Origin of the sequence: Pseudomonas petrae (genome assembly GCF_021728295.1) — a bacterium.
GTDB lineage: Bacteria > Pseudomonadota > Gammaproteobacteria > Pseudomonadales > Pseudomonadaceae > Aquipseudomonas > Aquipseudomonas petrae.
This window is the reverse complement of the sequence record NZ_JAKJXE010000016.1, coordinates 21906-40041: the sequence shown is the minus strand read 5'-3', so window position 1 is coordinate 40041 and position 18136 is coordinate 21906. Positions and strand designations below refer to the sequence as shown.

12 protein-coding genes are annotated in these 18136 nt (G+C 60.5%); 8 read left to right on the top strand and 4 right to left on the bottom strand.

The features are described 5' to 3' along the window. Positions 1-78: 78 nt before the first annotated feature. On the bottom strand, positions 79-1044 hold the full coding sequence (locus tag L4G42_RS22505; RefSeq protein WP_237261223.1) for a 2-hydroxyacid dehydrogenase: 966 nt from the start codon (positions 1042-1044) through the stop codon (positions 79-81). Between the two features lie 88 nt (positions 1045-1132). Between L4G42_RS22505 and L4G42_RS22500 the strand changes: the two genes are divergently transcribed. The 7 genes from L4G42_RS22500 to L4G42_RS22470 all read left to right on the top strand — a co-directional run bounded on the left by L4G42_RS22500 (position 1133) and on the right by L4G42_RS22470 (position 12549). Beyond that, the gene (locus L4G42_RS22500; protein ID WP_237250618.1) at positions 1133-1762 is read left to right on the top strand and encodes a LysE family translocator; all 630 of its coding nucleotides are present in this window, start codon (positions 1133-1135) and stop codon (positions 1760-1762) included. A 588-nt stretch (positions 1763-2350) separates the two neighbouring features. Continuing rightward, complete coding sequence (locus tag L4G42_RS22495) at positions 2351-4027, top strand: fatty acid--CoA ligase (protein ID WP_237250619.1); 1677 nt, start codon at positions 2351-2353, stop codon at positions 4025-4027. Between the two features lie 364 nt (positions 4028-4391). Further along, complete coding sequence (locus L4G42_RS22490; protein ID WP_237250620.1) at positions 4392-6314, top strand: DUF1302 domain-containing protein; 1923 nt, start codon at positions 4392-4394, stop codon at positions 6312-6314. Between the two features lie 14 nt (positions 6315-6328). After that, positions 6329-7693: a DUF1329 domain-containing protein gene (locus L4G42_RS22485; protein WP_237250621.1), complete on the top strand. Its 1365-nt coding sequence runs from the start codon at positions 6329-6331 to the stop codon at positions 7691-7693. A 369-nt stretch (positions 7694-8062) separates the two neighbouring features. Further along, positions 8063-10825 (top strand): winged helix-turn-helix domain-containing protein, encoded by a 2763-nt coding sequence (locus L4G42_RS22480; protein WP_237261220.1) that lies wholly within the window; start codon positions 8063-8065, stop codon positions 10823-10825. Positions 10826-10939: 114 nt separating this feature from the next. Further along, positions 10940-12262 (top strand): type II toxin-antitoxin system HipA family toxin, encoded by a 1323-nt coding sequence (locus tag L4G42_RS22475; protein ID WP_237261218.1) that lies wholly within the window; start codon positions 10940-10942, stop codon positions 12260-12262. After that, positions 12259-12549, top strand: a complete 291-nt coding sequence (locus L4G42_RS22470; RefSeq protein WP_237250624.1) for a helix-turn-helix domain-containing protein — start codon at positions 12259-12261, stop codon at positions 12547-12549. The genes L4G42_RS22475 and L4G42_RS22470 overlap by 4 nt, the downstream gene beginning before the upstream one ends. 25 nt (positions 12550-12574) lie before the next feature. On the opposite strand, the gene L4G42_RS22465 is transcribed toward L4G42_RS22470, so the two are convergent. Then, positions 12575-13774, bottom strand: coding sequence for a cyclic di-GMP phosphodiesterase (locus tag L4G42_RS22465; protein WP_237250625.1), 1200 nt, complete (start codon positions 13772-13774; stop codon positions 12575-12577). Between the two features lie 424 nt (positions 13775-14198). On the opposite strand from L4G42_RS22465, the gene L4G42_RS22460 reads away from it, so the two are divergent. Further along, positions 14199-14900: a YiaD family glycine zipper/OmpA-like lipoprotein gene (locus tag L4G42_RS22460; RefSeq protein WP_237250626.1), complete on the top strand. Its 702-nt coding sequence runs from the start codon at positions 14199-14201 to the stop codon at positions 14898-14900. A gap of 67 nt (positions 14901-14967) precedes the next feature. Here L4G42_RS22460 and L4G42_RS22455 read toward each other — a convergent pair whose 3' ends face one another. Both L4G42_RS22455 and pta read right to left on the bottom strand, forming a co-directional pair. Next, on the bottom strand, positions 14968-15867 hold the full coding sequence (locus L4G42_RS22455) for an acyltransferase (protein WP_237250627.1): 900 nt from the start codon (positions 15865-15867) through the stop codon (positions 14968-14970). An 81-nt stretch (positions 15868-15948) separates the two neighbouring features. Beyond that, positions 15949-18042, bottom strand: a complete 2094-nt coding sequence (gene pta, locus L4G42_RS22450) for a phosphate acetyltransferase (protein WP_237250628.1) — start codon at positions 18040-18042, stop codon at positions 15949-15951. Positions 18043-18136: the final 94 nt, after the last annotated feature.

Below are 18136 nucleotides of genomic sequence, written 5' to 3'. Positions count from 1 at the left end.
GGGGCGAAGTTTAACAGGCCTGCCAAGCCGCGCACGTGCCCTGTGCAGCCGATCGGCGGGCCTGCGAAGCGCTGCTTGTCAGCTCACGACCCGAATAGGCGCGCCTGCATAAAATGCCAATGCATTTTCGTTGATCTGGCCGACGATGCGCTGCCGCGCTTCCTGGCTGCCCCATGCGCTGTGGGGCGTGATGATCAAGCGCGGAATATCCCCCGACAGCAGCGGGTTGCCATTGACCGGTGGCTCAACCGTCAGCACGTCGGTGGCGGCGCCGCCGAGATGGCCGTTGCGCAGAGCATCGGCCAGTGCCTGCTCGTTGATCAAGCCGCCGCGCGCGGTGTTGACGATGAAAGCTTTCGATTTAAGCAGGCTCAACTCATGAACGCCAATCATGTCCCGGGTGTGCTCATTGAGCGGGCAGTGCAGGGTGAGGGCATCGACCTGTGGCAGCAGCTCATTCAGCGGCATGCGATCAGCTCGGGCAGGGCGACCGGGGATCTGACCCGACAGCACGCGCATCCCGAAAGCTTCGGCCAGCTTCGCGACGGCGCCGCCCAGTTCGCCATGACCCAGCAGTCCCAGCGTCTTGCCTTCCAGCTCGACGATAGGGAAGTCCAGCAAGCAGAACTGCTTCGATTTTTGCCACTGGCCCTGGTGTATGGCTTGTTGATAATCAGGCAATCGGGTGGCCATCGCCAGCAGCAACATCAGCGTGTGCTGGGCCACGGAAGGCGTGCCGTAGCCCTGACAATTGCTGACCACCACGCCATGTTTGCGCGCTGCGTCGAGGTCGACATTGTTGACGCCGGTGGCGGTCACAAGCACCAGTTTCAGACTTGGGCAGGCGGCAAACGTGGCGGCATCGATAATGATTTTGTTGGAGATGGCCACGTCGGCGTCCTTCAAACGCTCGGCCACCTGATCGGCTGTGGTGCTCGGATGGAGCACCAGCTCGCTGAAGGTTTCACGCCACGGCGCGAGGTCGAGATCCCCCAGATCCAGAGAGGTGTGATCCAGGAAAACTGCTCGGCGTTGACTGGGCATCAGCTGTACCTTTTGCTCGGTGGGTGGGAAGCGTAGTGTGACGAGCCTACCAGAGCCTGCCGCTCGCCATAACGCCTGGAGAACTTCGATGTATTGGACGGAATTTCTAACCGTTGCGCTGATTCACTTGCTGGCGGTCGCCAGCCCCGGTCCCGATTTCGCCGTCGTCGTGCGCGAAAGTGTGACCCACGGTCGCAAGGCCGGCACCTACACCGCCATGGGCGTGGGCACCGCGATTTTTCTGCACGTCGGCTATTCGCTGCTGGGGATTGGCTTGATCGTTTCGCAGTCCATCGTCCTGTTCAATGCCTTGAAATGGGCGGCGGCGGCTTACCTGATTTACATCGGCATCAAAGCGCTGCGGGCAAAACCTGCCAGCGCATCGGACGCTCCCGTGGACATCGCCAAGGGCGAGCGCACCGCGCGCGGCGCCTTCACGGCGGGGTTCGTCACCAACGGGCTAAACCCGAAAGCGACGCTGTTTTTCCTGTCGCTGTTCACCGTCGTGATCAATCCGCACACGCCAATGCTGGTTCAGGCGGGTTATGGCATTTACCTGGCATTCGCCACCGGCGCATGGTTTTGCCTGGTGGCACGCCTGTTCAGCCAGCCTCGGGTCCGCGCGGGCTTTGCGCGAATGGGACATTGGTTTGATCGGGCCATGGGTGGTGTATTGGTTGCGCTGGGCTTGAAGCTGGCGTTGACGGAGATGCATTGATTGCGCCGATGCAGACTGGAAATTGAGGTGGGCGGCGTCGCGCTCATCAGAACTCTCTGCTCCAAGACACGCGTCCCTAAGTGAGCTTGCTCGCGATCGGCTGCGCAGCAGTCGTAAAAAGCTGACGCCTCTGGTAATGCCTGACACATCGCATGCACTGGTTTGCTAGCGCTCCGCGCCAGATCGCGGGCAAGCGCGCTCCTACAGTATTTGCAGCGTCCGAAGAATTCGCGCCGGACCATGAGCCGCCTATCACCGTGCGCAGATTCCGCGCCAGACGACGATCAATGTAGGAGCGCGCTTGCCCGCGATCGGCTGCGCAGCAGTCGTAAAACCTGACGCCCCTGGTAATGCCTGACACATCGCATGCACTAGTTTGCTGGCGCTCCGCGCCAGATCGCGGGCAAGCGCGCTCCTACAGTTTCCATCAGCGTCATCTCCCGACCTCTGATTTATCGGGTAGCAGATGGCGCAGGGGCTGCACCGTTTCCGATGCACAATTCATCCCTTCGGCTGATCCGATCGAAGCGCCAAGCCCCTACAGTGCCTATTTTCAAGCCCGCACCTGCACCGTGAAAAGGGATTCCTATGCTGCACACCCGCGTGATTCCGCCCGCCGAAGGGGCGTACCAGTACCCTCTGTTGATCAAGCGACTGCTGCTGTCAGGCGTGCGCTACGAAAAAACCCGTGAGATCGTTTACCGGGATCATTCGCGCTATTCGTATCAGATGCTCAACGAACGCATCTGCAGGCTGGCCGGTGCGTTGACGGCGGCGGGGGTCAAGGCGGGCGACACCGTGGCGGTGATGGATTGGGACAGCCATCGTTACCTGGAATGCATGTTCGCCATCCCGATGATTGGCGCGGTGATTCACACCATCAACGTTCGGCTTTCGCCCGAGCAGATCCTGTTCACCATGAACCACGCCGAAGACAGGTTCGTGCTGGTCAACAGTGAATTCGTGCCCCTCTACAACGCCTTCGCCGGGCAACTGACGACGGTCGAAAAAACACTGTTACTGACCGACACCGATGGCGCTACCGCCGACCTGCCCAATCTTGTCGGCGAGTACGAAGCGTTGTTGGCTGCGGCGAGCCCGCACTATCAGTTCGAGGATTTCGACGAGAACTCGGTAGCGACCACGTTCTACACCACCGGCACGACGGGCAACCCCAAAGGTGTGTATTTCACCCACCGGCAACTGGTCCTGCACACGATGGCTGTCGCGACGATCATGGGCAGCGTGGAAGGCATTCTTGGCGGCGACAAGGTTTACATGCCGATCACGCCGATGTTCCACGTGCATGCGTGGGGCGTGCCGTATGCCGCGACCATGCTCGGCGCCAAACAGGTGTATCCCGGCCGCTACGACCCCGAATTGCTTGTGGAGCTCTGGCAGAAGGAGAAGGTGACGTTTTCCCACTGCGTGCCCACTATCATGCAGATGGTGCTCAACGCCAAAGCCGCCCAGAACATGGATTTCACCGGCTGGCACATCATCATCGGCGGCAGCTCGCTCAATCGTTCTCTGTACGAGGCAGCCAAGGCCAAGGGCATTCAGCTGTCTGCGGCGTACGGCATGTCCGAGACCGGGCCGTTGGTGTCGGTTGCACACCTGAACGACGACCTGATGGCCGCCAGTGAAGACGAACGCACCACGTACCGAATCAAGGCGGGCGTGCCAGGCGTGCTGGTTGAGGCAGCGATTGTCGATGGCGAGGGTAATTTCCTGCCTTCCGACGGCGAGACTCAGGGCGAACTGGTGCTGCGCGCACCGTGGCTGAGTGAAGGTTATTACCGCGAGCCGGAGAAGGGCGCAGAACTGTGGGCCGGCGGCTGGCTGCACACCGGCGACGTGGCGACGCTGGACAGCATGGGCGGTATCGACATTCGCGACCGCATCAAGGACGTCATCAAGACCGGCGGCGAGTGGGTGTCTTCGCTGCAACTGGAGGACCTCTGCAGTCGCCATCCCGGTGTCCGTGAAGTCGCTGTGGTGGGCATCGCTGATCCGCAGTGGGGCGAGCGCCCGTTTGCGCTGCTGGTCGCCCGCGAGGGTCACGTCATCGACGCCAGAACCCTGAAGGAACATCTCAAACCGTTTGTGGAACAGGGGCACATTAACAAGTGGGCGATTCCGAGCCAGATCGCCCTTGTTACCGAAATTCCCAAGACCAGTGTCGGCAAGCTCGACAAGAAGCAGATCCGACAGAACATCCTCGAATGGCAGGGCAGCAACAGCGCTTTCCTCTCCACGCTCTGACGCTTTCCTTCGCGGCCATTTCATCGGTTCATCACGGTGAAAATGTGCCGCGAAGGCTCTACTCCGGCGTCTTCCTTGCCAATTCTCTTTTTTCAGCCATGCTCCCCCTGCGTTGTGATTTGCCACTCTGGAGTCGGCGTGCCAGAGGTGTTGGCGCTGTAAATCACACTTTAGAGGGATCAAGCAGCAGCACCTGCTGGCTATAGTCGGCAGTAGGTAGGTACCGGAGAAAAAGCGCAGGGATCGTTTCGCAGTTGTTTGGCTGCCCGATCAGCGTTGACACCCAGGCAATGCTGCCCGTTCGCCTGAGTCGTTTCTGGAAGCACCCACTGCCATAAAAATAAAAGCACATGGAGTAGCGTCGATGACATCAGTAAACCAGTTCTGGCGCCGGGCTAAATTGCCCCTGGCCGTCAGCCTCGCTTCCACGCTCGCCGGCCCTGCATTCGGCGTCAGTTTCAATATCGGAGAAATCGAAGGCAACTTCGACTCGTCGCTCTCTGTGGGGGCAAGCTGGTCCACCCAGAATGCCAACAAGAACCTGATCGGCTCCAACAACGGCGGTCACGGTCTTTCGCAAACCTCCGACGACGGTCACTTGAACTTCAAAAGCGGCGAAACGTTTTCGAAGATCTTCAAGGGCATCCACGATCTTGAACTGAAGTATGGCGACACCGGCGTGTTCCTGCGGGGCAAATACTGGTACGACTTCGAGCTCAAGGACGAAAGCCGCGACTTCAAGGACATCAGCGATTCAGGCCGCAAGGAAGGCGCCAAGTCCTCTGGTTTCCAGCTGCTCGATGCATTTGTCTATCACAACTACTCCATTGCCGATGAACCGGGTTCGGTGCGTCTGGGCAAGCAAGTCGTCAGTTGGGGTGAAAGTACCTTCATCCAGGGCGGCATCAACAGCATCAACCCGGTAGACGTGTCTGCGTTCCGTCGTCCTGGCTCGGAAATCAAGGAAGGCCTGATTCCGGTCAACATGTTCTACCTGTCGCAAAGCCTGACCGAAAACCTGTCGGCCGAAGGCTTTTACCAGTTGGAATGGGACCAGACCGTCGTCGACAACTGCGGCACCTTCTTCTCGCAACCGGACGTGATCGCCGACGGCTGCAACAGCAATCTGGCTGTACTGCGTACCCGCAACAGCCTGAATGCCGCCTTGCCTGCCGCGTTGCGTGGCCCCGTTCAAGCAACGCTGGCGGCGCGCGGTGTGACCTTTGGCAACCCTGACGAGGGCGCCGTCGTTGCCCGCGGCCCTGATCGCGATGCGCGGGACAGTGGCCAGTATGGCCTGGCCATGCACTACAACTTCGAGCCGCTGGACACCGAGTTCGGCGCCTATTACATGAACTACCACAGCCGTTCGCCGATTTTCAGCGGGAAGGGCGGGCCGGCCAGTGCCTACAGCGCAGCGGGCCTGGTTGGCGGGCTGGCAAGCAATGGCGTTCCTAGGGGCGTTGCGGCGGCCCTTGCACCGACGCTGTTGCCCGTCGTGGTTGCAGGCAATTCCAGCTACTACGTCGAATACCCGGAAGACATTCACCTGTTCGGCCTGAGCTTCTCCACCACCTTGCCCACCGGCACGGCGTGGAGTGGCGAAGTCAGCTATCGCCCGAACGCACCGGTGCAGTTGAACACCACCGACATTCTGTATTCCGGTCTGTCGCCGCTGAACTCGAATGTGTCGCTGCTGCAAGGCGCACCCGGCCAGGACCAGAAAGGCTACCGCCGCAAGGAAGTCAGCCAGGCGCAGACCACCTTCACGCACTTTTTCGATCAGGTGATGGGCGCCGAACGTCTGACCGTGGTGGGTGAGGTGGGCTGGACCCACGTCGGCGGTCTGGAAAGCACATCGAAACTGCGTTATGGCCGCGACCCGAGCTACGGCCCAGGCCCGCTGCCGGGTGGTCAGTGCCGGACCCTCAACGCCAGCACCCTGGGCACTGCGGCGCAGAACAACCTCAGCCGCTACTGCGAAAACGATGGCTTCACCACCACTGATTCGTGGGGCTACCGCGCCCGCGCCATCTGGGATTACAACAACGTCTTTGCCGGTGTGAACCTGCGGCCGAGCGTGGCCTGGTCCCACGACGTCGACGGCTACTCGCCGGGCCCTGGCGGTAACTTCGAGGAAGGTCGCAAGGCCGTGAGTCTGGGCCTCGACGCCGAGTACCAGAACACCTACACCGCCAACCTTTCCTACACCAACTTCTTCGACGGCAAGTACACCACCGTGGACGACCGCGACTTCGTAGCGCTCAGCTTCGGCATGAACTTCTAAGGACAACGATGAAAATGAAAATCACGAAGGGTCTGTTGCAGGTTGGCGTGTTGGGTCTGTCGTTGTTGGCGACCAGCGTGATGGCTGCGGTGTCCGACGCCGAAGCCGCCAAGCTGGGCACCACGCTGACGCCGATGGGCGCGGAAAAAGCCGGCAACGCTGCCAACACGATTCCAGCCTGGAGCCCGATGCCGACCAATGCCGGCGCCGTGGACGACAAAGGTTTCCTGGCCAACCCGTACGCCAACGAAAAAGCGCAGTTCACCATCACTGCGCAGAACGTGGATCAGTACAAGGACAAACTTGCCCCGGGCCAGTACGCGATGTTCAAGCGTTACCCGGATACCTACAAGATGCCGGTTTACCCGTCTCACCGTGGCGCCGCTGTGCCCGCTGACGTGTTCGCCGCCATCAAGAAAAACGCCACCAACACCAAACTGGTGGGTGGCGGCAACGGCCTGGAGAATTTCGAAACCGCAGTGCCGTTCCCGATTCCGAAGGACGGTCTTGAGGTGATCTGGAACCACATCACCCGTTATCGCGGCGGCAGCGTCTCGCGTCTGGTTACCCAGGCCACGCCACAAACCAACGGCTCGTTCAATCCGGTGTACTTCCACGACGAGTTCGTCTTCCGCGACAAAATGAAGGATTTCGATCCAAAGAATCCGGGCAACATCCTGTTCTACTTCAAACAGGAAGTGACGGCGCCGGCGCGTCTGGCAGGCTCGGTGCTGCTGGTGCATGAAACCCTCGATCAGGTCAAAGAGCCGCGTGCGGCGTGGGTCTACAACGCCGGGCAGCGTCGCGTACGCCGTGCGCCGCAAGTGTCCTATGACGGGCCGGGCACCGCCGCCGACGGCCTGCGCACCTCCGACAACCTCGACATGTTCAACGGCGCGCCTGACCGCTACGACTGGAAGCTGATCGGCAAACAAGAGATGTACATCGCGTCCGACAGCTACAAGCTCGACGATCCGAAGTTGAAATACGTCGACATCATCAAGGCCGGCCACATCAACCAGGACCTGGCGCGCTATGAACTGCGTCGCGTCTGGCACGTGACCGCCACCCTGAAAGAAGGCCAGCGCCACATCTACGCCAAACGGGACTTCTTCATCGACGAAGACACCTGGCAGGCAGCGGTGATCGATCACTACGACGGTCGTGGTCAACTGTGGCGCGTGGCTGAAGCTCACGCCGAAAACTACTACGACAAACAAGTGCCGTGGTACGCCCTCGAAACCCTGTACGACCTGCAATCGGGCCGCTACCTGGCGCTGGGCATGAAAAACGAAGAGAAGAAGGCCTATGACTTCGGCTTTACCGCCACCGTCAGCGACTTCCAGCCCAACGCGCTGCGCCAGGAAGGTGTGCGCTAACGGCTGAACGGATAAGCGGAGAGCGTGCAACGTTGATCACAGCTACAGCGCACTGAAGTCCTCCGCTGTTTCACACTATGGTTGAACCCCATAGAGCAGAAAGGAAACACCCCGAGTGGGGTGTTTTTTTTTTGCCTGAGCTGACAGGCTCCCGCCGTCAGGCGACCTGCACAGCGGTCCTTTGCCACACGCCGCGTGCTCTTCACGGCCGGGAATGTACCTCCCCAGACATATAAACCAACATTCGCCCTGTTGATTGGATACCTTTTCTTACAGTCTTTCGTCTAACAATGTTCAAAAGGCGCGGCATAGCCGCTAGTCTCCCGACATCTGAACGCCGAACAACAAGCACTCCTACAAGAGCCGGCCATGACTGATCTGTCGCGTTTGCAAGGATTCGCAAATCACGCAGTCACTGCGTTGGAAGGCCGTTTCTTCCGTCCGCCACTGCCTGAAGGTTATGTATCGAGACCTCGATTGTGCGAGCGGCTGAGTGCGGGTCTGTCTGGGCGCCTCTTGTTGATCAGCGCCCCGGCCGGTTTCGGCAAAAGCTCACTGGCGGTGGAGTTCTGCGAGAGCCTGCCTGATCAGTGGCAGAACCTCTGGCTGGGTCTGAGCCACCGGGACAGCGACCCGGGCCGGTTTCTCGAACGCCTTCTTTGCGGTCTCCAGCAATTCTTTCCTCAACTCGGCGGCCAGGCGCTCGGCCTTCTGAAGATGCGTCAGCGTCACCAGCCGTTCGCCTTCGAAGAGTGGCTGGACGGTTTGCTGGACGAGTTGGCGATGCACCTGATGTTGAGCAAACCGCTGTTGCTGGTGCTCGACGACTATCACTTGGTGCAGGGGCCTGTGCTGGATCGCTGTCTGCAATTTCTCCTCAATCATCTGCCTGCGGGCATGAACATCATGGTCACCAGCCGGCAGAGGCCGAACTGGCACCTCGCGCGGCTGCGGCTGTCCCGTCAATTGCTGGAATTGTCCGAGCAGGATCTGCGTCTGACCAACGACGAGTCGCTCGCAGTGCTGGATCCGCAGCGCAATTGCTTGAGCGATGAAGCACTGCACGCCTTGCTGCAACGCAGTGAGGGTTGGGTGGCCGGCCTGCGATTCTGGCTGCTGGCCGCCAACGAAGCGGGCAGTAACGCGCTCACCCAAGGGCTCAACGGCGGGGAAGGGCTGATCCGTGATTACCTTCTCGAAGAGGTCATCGATTGCCTGCCGGCCGACGTTCAGGCCTTTCTGTATGAAACGGCCTGTCTGGAGCGATTTAGCAGCGCGCTGTGCAATGCCGCACGTGACAGCCACGACAGCGACGAAATGCTTGGGTACCTGCAAGCGCATCAGGTGTTTCTGGTCCCGCTGGACGAGCATGGTCGCTGGTTTCGCTATCACCATTTGTTCTCTGATCTGCTGCGCGCGCGCGCCGAGCCCAGCGTCACGCCGCAACAAAGGCGCGTGCATCTGAACGCCTGCCGCTGGTTCAGCGACCAAGGCCTGCTCGACGAAGCCATTGAACAGGCGTTGCGCGCGGGGCATCTGGATGTGGCGGCCAATCTCGTGCAGAACCTGTCAGAAGAACAACTGCTCGCCGAGCAAAACGTCGGCATGCTGTTGCGTTGGAAAATGGACTTGCCTGACAGCCTGCTAGTGAGCACGCCGCGTTTGATCGTGCTGTACGCCTGGGCTCTGGGCCTGGCGTGTCAGCTGGACGCGGCCGAGGAGTTGGGCAATCACCTCAGTCGATTCCTGCCGGCGCCCTCGGCAACCGCGCAAAACTCGATGCTGGCGCAGTGGCTAGCGCTGAGCGGGATCATCGCCCGAGGCCGCGGCGACAGTGAAACGGCACGGCGTTATTGCAGCGAAGCGTTGGTCAGTCTGCCGCTCAAGCGGTATGGCCAGCGTTTGCTGTGCCTGTCGACGCTGGCGAATCTGGCCATCGCCGATGGAGATTTATGGCGCGCCCGGGCGCTGAATCGTGACGCCCTCGAGTTGGCGCAGCGGGTGGCCAATCCGTTGTTTGAAGCGCTGGCGCACTACGACCGCGCCCGCACGTTGCAGGCCCGTGGCGAAACGCTTCGCTCGATGGAGGAAGTGCGCCAGGGTTTGCGGCGTTTGAATGGCCTGTCTTCACAAAAGCTGTACGCGGTGCGCGCGCGGCTGACGTTGTACGAAGGTTATTTGCTGGTGCAGTTCCTTCAACCGGAGGCAGGGCGCGAGCGCTTGAATGCCGGGCTGGCCGAGGCGCGGGCCTGCCGTGACATCAGCGTGCTGATCGGCCACTGCGTGATTGCCGGAATGGAGGGGCGCGAAGGGCGCTATGCCGAAGCCTTCGCCGAGCTGGCCGAGGCCGAGCGGCTGATGCACCTCTGGGACGTGCCGCCGGTTTATTACCTGGCAATGATCACCCTCGCCAAATGCGAGCTGTGGCTGGCCCAGGGCCGTATCGACCTGGCCGACGCCTGGCTGCTGCGACTGGGGCAGACCTATGGCGGCCACCAACCCGCCGCCGCTCCCGAATGCTCGCCGCAACTGCCTCAGCAGATCGAAACGCTGCGGGCGGTTCTTGATCATATTCAGGGCCGCACCGAAGAGGCGATGGCGCGGATGCACGGTCTGGTGGAGTATGCCCAGCGGATTGGCGCAGGACTGCTCGGCCTCAATGCGCTGGGTCAGCACATCCTGTTGTTGCTCGACACATCACGTCAGCCTGAAGCCGATGAGCTTTTTCAACAGAGCCTTCTGCTCGCCACGGGTGGTGCGGTTTTACCGTTCCAGCGCTTGATCCGTCGTCATCCCGACTGGCTGCGCGAGCAACTGCACAAACGCCCCTCATGCCGGCTGGTCGATTACCTGCTTCAGCAACTTCCTGAGGCTGCGCTCGATCAGGGGCTGCCCTGCCTGCGCGTCACCAGTGAGCCGCCCGCCTGCAACGGCAGCGACCACCTCAGCGCCCGCGAGCTCAGCGTGCTGCAGCTGATCGCGCAAGGTTGCTCCAATCAGGAGATCAGCGAGCGCTTGTTCATTTCCCTGCACACCGTCAAAACCCACGCCAGCCACATCAACGGCAAACTCGGTGTCGAACGACGCACCCAAGCGGTAGCCCGGGCGCAAGAGCGGGGGTTGCTGGGCTGATCGATCGGTACTTAAATACCGATTTCTTTCAAGGAATACTCATTTTAGGCATTAAATTGCCTTTCTTGCGTTTTAGCCCTAAGGTTTAGGCATTAAATTGCCGAGCAGCATGCCATGCAGCTGACCCTCCAACTCTACCTGTCGGGACAATGGCACGACGCGATGCGTCTCGACGTCGAGAAGCCGCAAGCAGGGCAAAGCAGCCCCTGCAGCTTCGCTTACGAGCAAGCATTTCTGATCGACCACCTGGATGCCCTAGAACGACCGACCGCGCCGTCCGTGAGCGCTCGAGTCCCGCTGGGTTGGGATTTGTTCAGGACGTCTGGACTGCCAGCGTTCTTGCACGACATCGTTCCAGCCGGAGCGGCACGCCGTTTCCTGCTGGCACGCCTGGCATTGCCTGAGGGTGAGAACACCCCGGCCGATCTGGTGCTCCTGCAGCGATGCACCCCTGCGCCCGTCGGGCACCTGCGAATCAAGGAATCGTTCGAAGCATTACCCAAGGCCAGCAGCATCGGTTTTGATCGAAGTGAAGTCGTTGCCCGGGACAGCCGCTTTCTCGAATACGCGTATGAACAAGGCGCCGCTGTCGGTGGAGCGACCGGGGCGGGCGGCGAGGCGCCGAAGCTGTTGCTGGCCGAGGATGCCGAAGGGCTCATGCACCCTGATGCGACCCTCGCGGACAGCGAGGTCCGTCAGCACTGGTTCGTGAAATTCTCGCGCAACAAAGGCAACGAGACCGATCGCACCATTCTCAGGAGCGAGTTCTGCTATTACCAGGCCCTCCAACGCGTCGGGGAACGCACCGTTCCCTGTGACGGCATGAGCCTTGAAGAGGCTCGCAAGCCCAGCCTTTGGATGAAGCGCTTCGACCGCAGCGTCGATGAGCGCGGCGTGCGCCGTCTGGCTGTCGAGTCGGTATACTCGCTCGCCGACATCACCCGCCCTGGCGCGTACATGACGCACGTGCAAGCGGTCGCGGCGCTGGCGAATGCCTGGTCGGCGAATGCTCAGCAGGGGGACGTTCCTCAAATGGTTGCCGAGTACGTACGCCGCGACCTGATCAATCAGATTCTGGGGAACAGCGACAACCATGGGCGCAATACTTCAATCCTGCGGGATGAACAGCGACTCTCGCTGGCGCCGATTTACGACCTGGCGCCCATGGTCATGGACGATGAAGGCGTGACTCGCACCACCAAATGGCCTGATCCCATCGAACGCGCCGGTGAAGTGGACTGGCGAGAAGCCTGTCGCGCGTTATCCGCCTGGGCCGCCCCTGACGAACTGTTTGAAAGCCTCAAAACCGATGCCGAGCGCCTGCGGGTATTGCCTGATTTGCTGAATGAATTGGGCTTGCCGCAAAAGACTTTCAGTCATCCGCGCATCAGGCTGGGGCGACTCGATACGACGCTCAAGGAATGGGGGCTGCTATGAACGACGAAATACGCCAGCGCGGCATCATCCTCGACGAGCTTCGGAATCAGTTGTTGGACGGGACCGTTTCGATGGGCGCTGCCGTCAAGCGGCTGCGGACCGAGATCACAGGATTGCGCCAGGAGCAGTTTGCGCGCATGTGCAAAATCTCCCTGCGTACACTGCGCCAGATCGAGCAGGATGAGGGTAATCCGACGGTGCAGACACTCAACGCTGTGTTCAGGCCCTTTGGCATGCAGGTTGGCATTATTCCGTTGCGACGCAGGCCGGCGGCGACCAGTATCTGATAGGTAATCACGCCCTAAGACAGACTCAAGCGGCGGGCTGACCGGCCCACATGCTGGCCACGTCCAGAAGCCCCCAATCTTCAGCCAGTTCAAACTTCAGGATGCCGTCTCGTACCGAGGGGCATGCGAGGTTGATGACTTGCGGCTCGAAGGGCATGCGAGTCCGGGTGGACAGAAAGACTTTCACTTTCGGGTGCAGCAGGGATTTTTCATCCTGCTCGACCACCACGCCCAAGCGCTCGCTTTTCAAGCGAACCAACGCGCCCACGGGATAAATACCGACGGTCTTGACGAAGTGCTGGAACACCTTCGCATCGAAGTGGCCTTTCCAGGACGCCATTTCGCGAACCGATTGCGCAGCGTCCCAACCCTTCTTGTAGGGCCGGTCTGAAGTCACCGCGTCATACACGTCACAGATAGCGCCCATTTTCGCCAGCAGGCTGATCTCGTCGCCTTTCAGCCCATGGGGATAACCGCTTCCGTCGACCTTTTCGTGATGATGCAGGCACACGTCCATCACCAGTCGGGTCACCCGCTCGCAGCCCTGGAGGATTTCCAGACCGGCCTGCGGATGATGCTTCATGACCTCGTATTCTTCGTAGGTGAGGCGATCAGGCTTATTGAGAATGGCCGAGTCGATCATCATTTTGCCGACGTCATGCATCAGCCCGGCAACGCCGGCTTCACGCACCTGATCCTCATCCAGATCCATCTGCCGCGCGAGGGCGACCATCAATGCGCACACAGCCACCGAGTGCATGTAGGTGTACTCATCGGTCGTCTTCAGGCGCGACAGGCTGATGAGCGCGTGGGGATGGCGCATCACGGACGTGGAGATTTCCTCGACCAACAGATCGACGTCTTCGGTGTTCATCGCCCGGCCCATCCGGGCATCGCTGAACATGGTCATCACTGCCGCTTTCGCGCGGCCACAAATCAGGCGCGCTCGGGCCAGCTCCAGCTCAAGGCTGCACGGCGCGGTGTCGGCAGGGTCTCGACACTCGGGAGAGGTCTGTTCCGCTGGCGAGCCGTCGGCAGGGCTTTTGCCAAGGCGAGTGTCAATCCAGACATCACGGGTCGACGCCTGAATGTGCCGCAACACCGCGTCGTCGCTGAGTTCGCGTTCGACGTGGGCGGTCCAGAAAGGATCGTTTACCCGAGGGCGGCAGAACTCATGGATGTACATGCCCAGCGTGAGGTCGGAAACGGGGATTTTTCTTAGCATAGAGTCAGCTCTTGCGCGTGAATACAGCGCTGCCTTGCCTGAAAGTGAGAGCGATCTTGATCGTAAAACGTCATCACTGCGCTTTCCTGTACTTGTGCATGGCCAGTATAGGAAAGCGTTGGGGAAATGAAACTCTCTTAAATTTTGTGGGCATTAGGGTGCCGCTGACGTGTATGCATTTAAATCAGTTAGTTATACCGGTTATAGGCAATCATCAAGGTTCTTCCAGGTTGATAAATACGATGAACAGCATGTTCAAAACGCACATAAATATTTGCTTTTTTTATTAAAGAAATGCTGCGTTCGGCCGTGCAACGGCGGTTCAGCCGGCGTTAAGGAATTTTTGACGGGGACCGTGCTCTAATCGCCCAAATCGTCGGCCTTTGTGGTTGGCCGTAGAAAAGCAAAACAGGAGCTCTCCTTGATGTTGACCTTTCGCCGTTTGATCATCGCTGCCACCGCACTGACTGTGCTTTCCGGCTGCGCGACGCAGAATCCATACGACAATCAGGGACAGGCGCAGAACTCGGGCGGCGTCAGCAAGACCGCCAAGTACGGCGGCCTGGGTGCATTGGCCGGTGCCGTTGCCGGTGCTGCCATCGACCACAACAACCGTGGCAAAGGCGCGCTGATCGGCGCCGCCGTGGTGGGTGCTGCCTCGGCCGGTTACGGCTATTACGCCGACAAGCAGGAAGCCGCACTGCGCGCCAGCATGGCCAACACCGGCGTTGAAGTTCAGCGCGAGGGCGATAACATCAAACTGGTGATGCCGGGCAACATCACGTTCGCCACCGACTCGTCGGCGATCGCCAGTAGCTTCTATGCGCCACTGAACAACCTGGCCGGTTCGCTGAAGCAGTACAACCAGAACATGATTGAAATCGTCGGCTACACCGACAGCACCGGCAGTCGCCAGCACAACATGGACCTGTCGCAGCAGCGCGCCCAGAGCGTCGCGACCTACCTGACCTCCCAAGGGATTGATGCGGCTCACCTGTCGGTGCGCGGTGCCGGTCCTGATTCGCCAATCGCCAGCAACGCCGACGTCAATGGCCGGGCCCAGAACCGCCGCGTTGAGGTCAACCTCAAGCCGATTCCTGGCCAGCAGTACCAACAGCAGCAGTAACCGCGTGACGTGAAACCAAAAACCCCGGCCAGTGAGCCGGGGTTTTTGTTTTCAGCCTTGCGGGCGCTTAGCCCGGATACTGTCCATGCATCTGCGCGAGCAGCGCGTCCTTGTCTTCCCACAGCCGGTTGATCCACTGCTGAAACTCCAGGCGGTAGGCATCGTCCTGATCGTAGCTCTTGCCAATGAACTGCGGCGGGATATGCACTTCTTCAAAATGCGCGACCACTTCGCGAACGTTCCCGCAGAGCAAGTCCCAATACCCTGGCCGACCGGCCGGGTAATGAATGGTCACGTTGACGATGGATTCCAGCTGCTCGCCCATGGCGTCCAGTACAAAGGCGATGCCGCCTGCCTTTGGTTTCAACAAATAGCGGAACGGCGAGTTCTGCTGTGCGTGCTTGGCTTCGGTGAAGCGCGTGCCTTCGACGAAGTTGAAAATGCCCACCGGGTTGTTGCGAAACTTCGCACAGGTGCGGCGGGTGGTGGCCAGGTCCTTGCCTTTCTTTTCCGGATGCTTGGCCAGATAAGCCTTGCTGTAGCGCTTCATGAACGGAAAGCCCAACGCCCACCAGGCGAGGCCGATCACCGGCACCCAGATCAACTCCTGCTTGAGGAAGAACTTGAGCGGGCGGATGCGCCGGTTCAGCACGTACTGCAGCACCATGATGTCGACCCAGCTCTGGTGATTGCTCGTCACCAGGTACGAGTGCTGATAGTCCAGGCTTTCCAGCCCGCTCAGATGCCAGCGGGTGTGACCGAGCAAGTCCATCCAGGCGTTGTTGTTGCTGATCCACGCTTCGTGGATGTGGCTCATCAGCCAGTCGGTCACCTTTTGCGCGGCCGGGAAGGGCAGGCACAGCTTGAAGATGGCAACGACGAACAGCGGCGTGCAGCAGAGAATCGTGTTGAGCGCCAACAGCAACGAGGCGATGACGCCGCGCAAAGGGGCGGGCAGGAAATCCATGTGAATCGAACTCCGGGGGGCAGTCAGCCGCCGGTGGGTTCCGGCGGGATTATTGTGGGCAAGCGATATTGCAGCGCAATGTTAGTGCGGCAGGGTGGCCGCCTGAATCGCCGTCAGCGCAATGGTATAGACGATGTCGTCAACCTGAGCGCCGCGCGGCAGATCATTGACCGGCTTGCGCAGGCCTTGCAGCATCGGGCCGAGGCTCACGCAGTCCGCACTGCGCTGCACCGCCTTGTAGGTTGTGTTGCCGGTATTCAGGTCGGGAAACACGAACACATTGGCGCGACCCGCCACCGGGCTGTCCGGCGCCAGTTGCCGGGCGACGTGCTCGTTGGCGGCGGCATCGTATTGCAAAGGCCCGTCGATCAACAGACCGCGCTGGGTCTCACGCGCCATTTGCGTGGCTTCGCGCACCTTTTCCACTTCTTCGCCGCTGGCCGAATTGCCGCTGGAGTAGCTGATCATCGCCACGCGCGGTGACAGGCCGAATGCCACGGCCGAATCCGCGCTCTGCACGGCGATCTCCGCCAGCTCGGTGGCGGTCGGGTGCGGGTTCATGATGCAGTCGCCGTATACCAGCACCTGCTCTGGAAACAGCATGAAAAACACCGATGAAACGAGGGTGCAACCTGGCGCCGTCTTGATCAGCTGCAATGCGGGCCGAATGGTGTTGGCGGTCGAATGGATCACCCCTGACACCAGCCCGTCCACTTCATCGAGGGCCAGCATCATGGTGCCGATCACCACCGGGTCTTCCAGCTGCTGCTCGGCCATTGGCGCATTGAGGTTTTTGCTGCGGCGCAGATCGACCATCGGCGCGACGTAGCGCTCGCGGATCTGGTCCGGGTCGAGAATCTCCAGGCCCGGCGGCAGTTCGATGCCATGGGCTCGCGCAACGGCGTGCACTTCCTCCGGCTTGGCCAGCAGCACGCAGCGGGCAATGCCGCGGGCCTGACAAATCGCCGCCGCTTGTACGGTCAACGGCTCGGCGCCTTCGGGCAGCACAATGCGTTTGTTTGCCGCCTGGGCGCGCTGGATCAATTGATAACGAAATACTGCGGGCGACAGGCGCATCTCACGCGGCGTGCCGCAGCGCTGATGCAGCCAGTTGGCATCCAGATGGCTGGCGACGAAATCAGTGATGATTTCCGCTCGCTCGCGGTCATCGATGGGGATTTCCTTGTTCAGCTGATGGAGCTGCGTCGCGGTGTCATACGAACCGGTGCTCACCGACAGCACCGGCAACCCGGCCTGCAGCGCGCCTCGGCACAGATCCATGATGCGCGGATCGGGCAGGGTGTCGCTGGTCAGCAGCAGTCCGGCCAACGGCACGCCGTTCAGCGTCGCCAGGCTCACGGCCAGAATGATGTCATCGCGATCCCCCGGTGTGACCACCAGCACGCCCGGCTTGAGCAGTTGCAGCGTGTTGAGGACCGTGCGGGCGCAGATGATGATCTTCGACATGCGCCGCTGTTCGTAATCGCCAGCATTAATCACCTGCGCACCGAGCAGATCGGCGACGTCGCGGGTGCGCGGGGCGTTCAGGTCAGCCTGAAACGGGATGCAGCCGAGCAAGCGGAAATCACCGCTGCGCAACAGTGGCGAGTGCTCCTTGAGCCGCGCCGAGAAGGTTTCCATGCTCTCGTCGGTGCGCACTTTATTTAGGATCACGCCGAGCACTTTCGGGTCTTTCGGGCCACCGAACATCTGCGCCTGCAGCTCGACGCGGCCGGAAAGCTCGGTCAGCACTTCGTTTTCCGGGGCGGATACGAGAATGACTTCCGCATCCAGCGCCTTGGCCATGTGCAGGTTGACCCGCGCGGCATAGCTGGCGCTGCGTGTCGGGACCATGCCTTCGACGATCAGCACGTCGCGGCCAATCGAGGCTTCCTGATACAACTTGATGATTTCTTCCAGCAGCTCGTCGAGCTGGCCTTCGCCGAGCATGCGTTCGACGTGAGCCAGCCCCAATGGCTTGGGCGGTTTGAGGCCGTGGGTGCGCGCGATCAATTCGGTCGAGCGTTCCGGGCCGAGATCGCCAGGGTGGGGCTGGGCGATCGGCTTGAAAAAACCGACCTTGAGCCCGGCGCGCTCCAGGGTGCGCACCAGCCCCAGGCTGATGGACGTCAGGCCCACACCAAAATCTGTGGGCGCGATAAAGAAAGTCTGCATGCGGGCTTCTCGAAAATGAGCAGTGCAAGGGTCATGGCGCTATGAATTCAGCCATCGGACCGGATAAACCAGGACGCTGTTCAGTCGCAGCGTC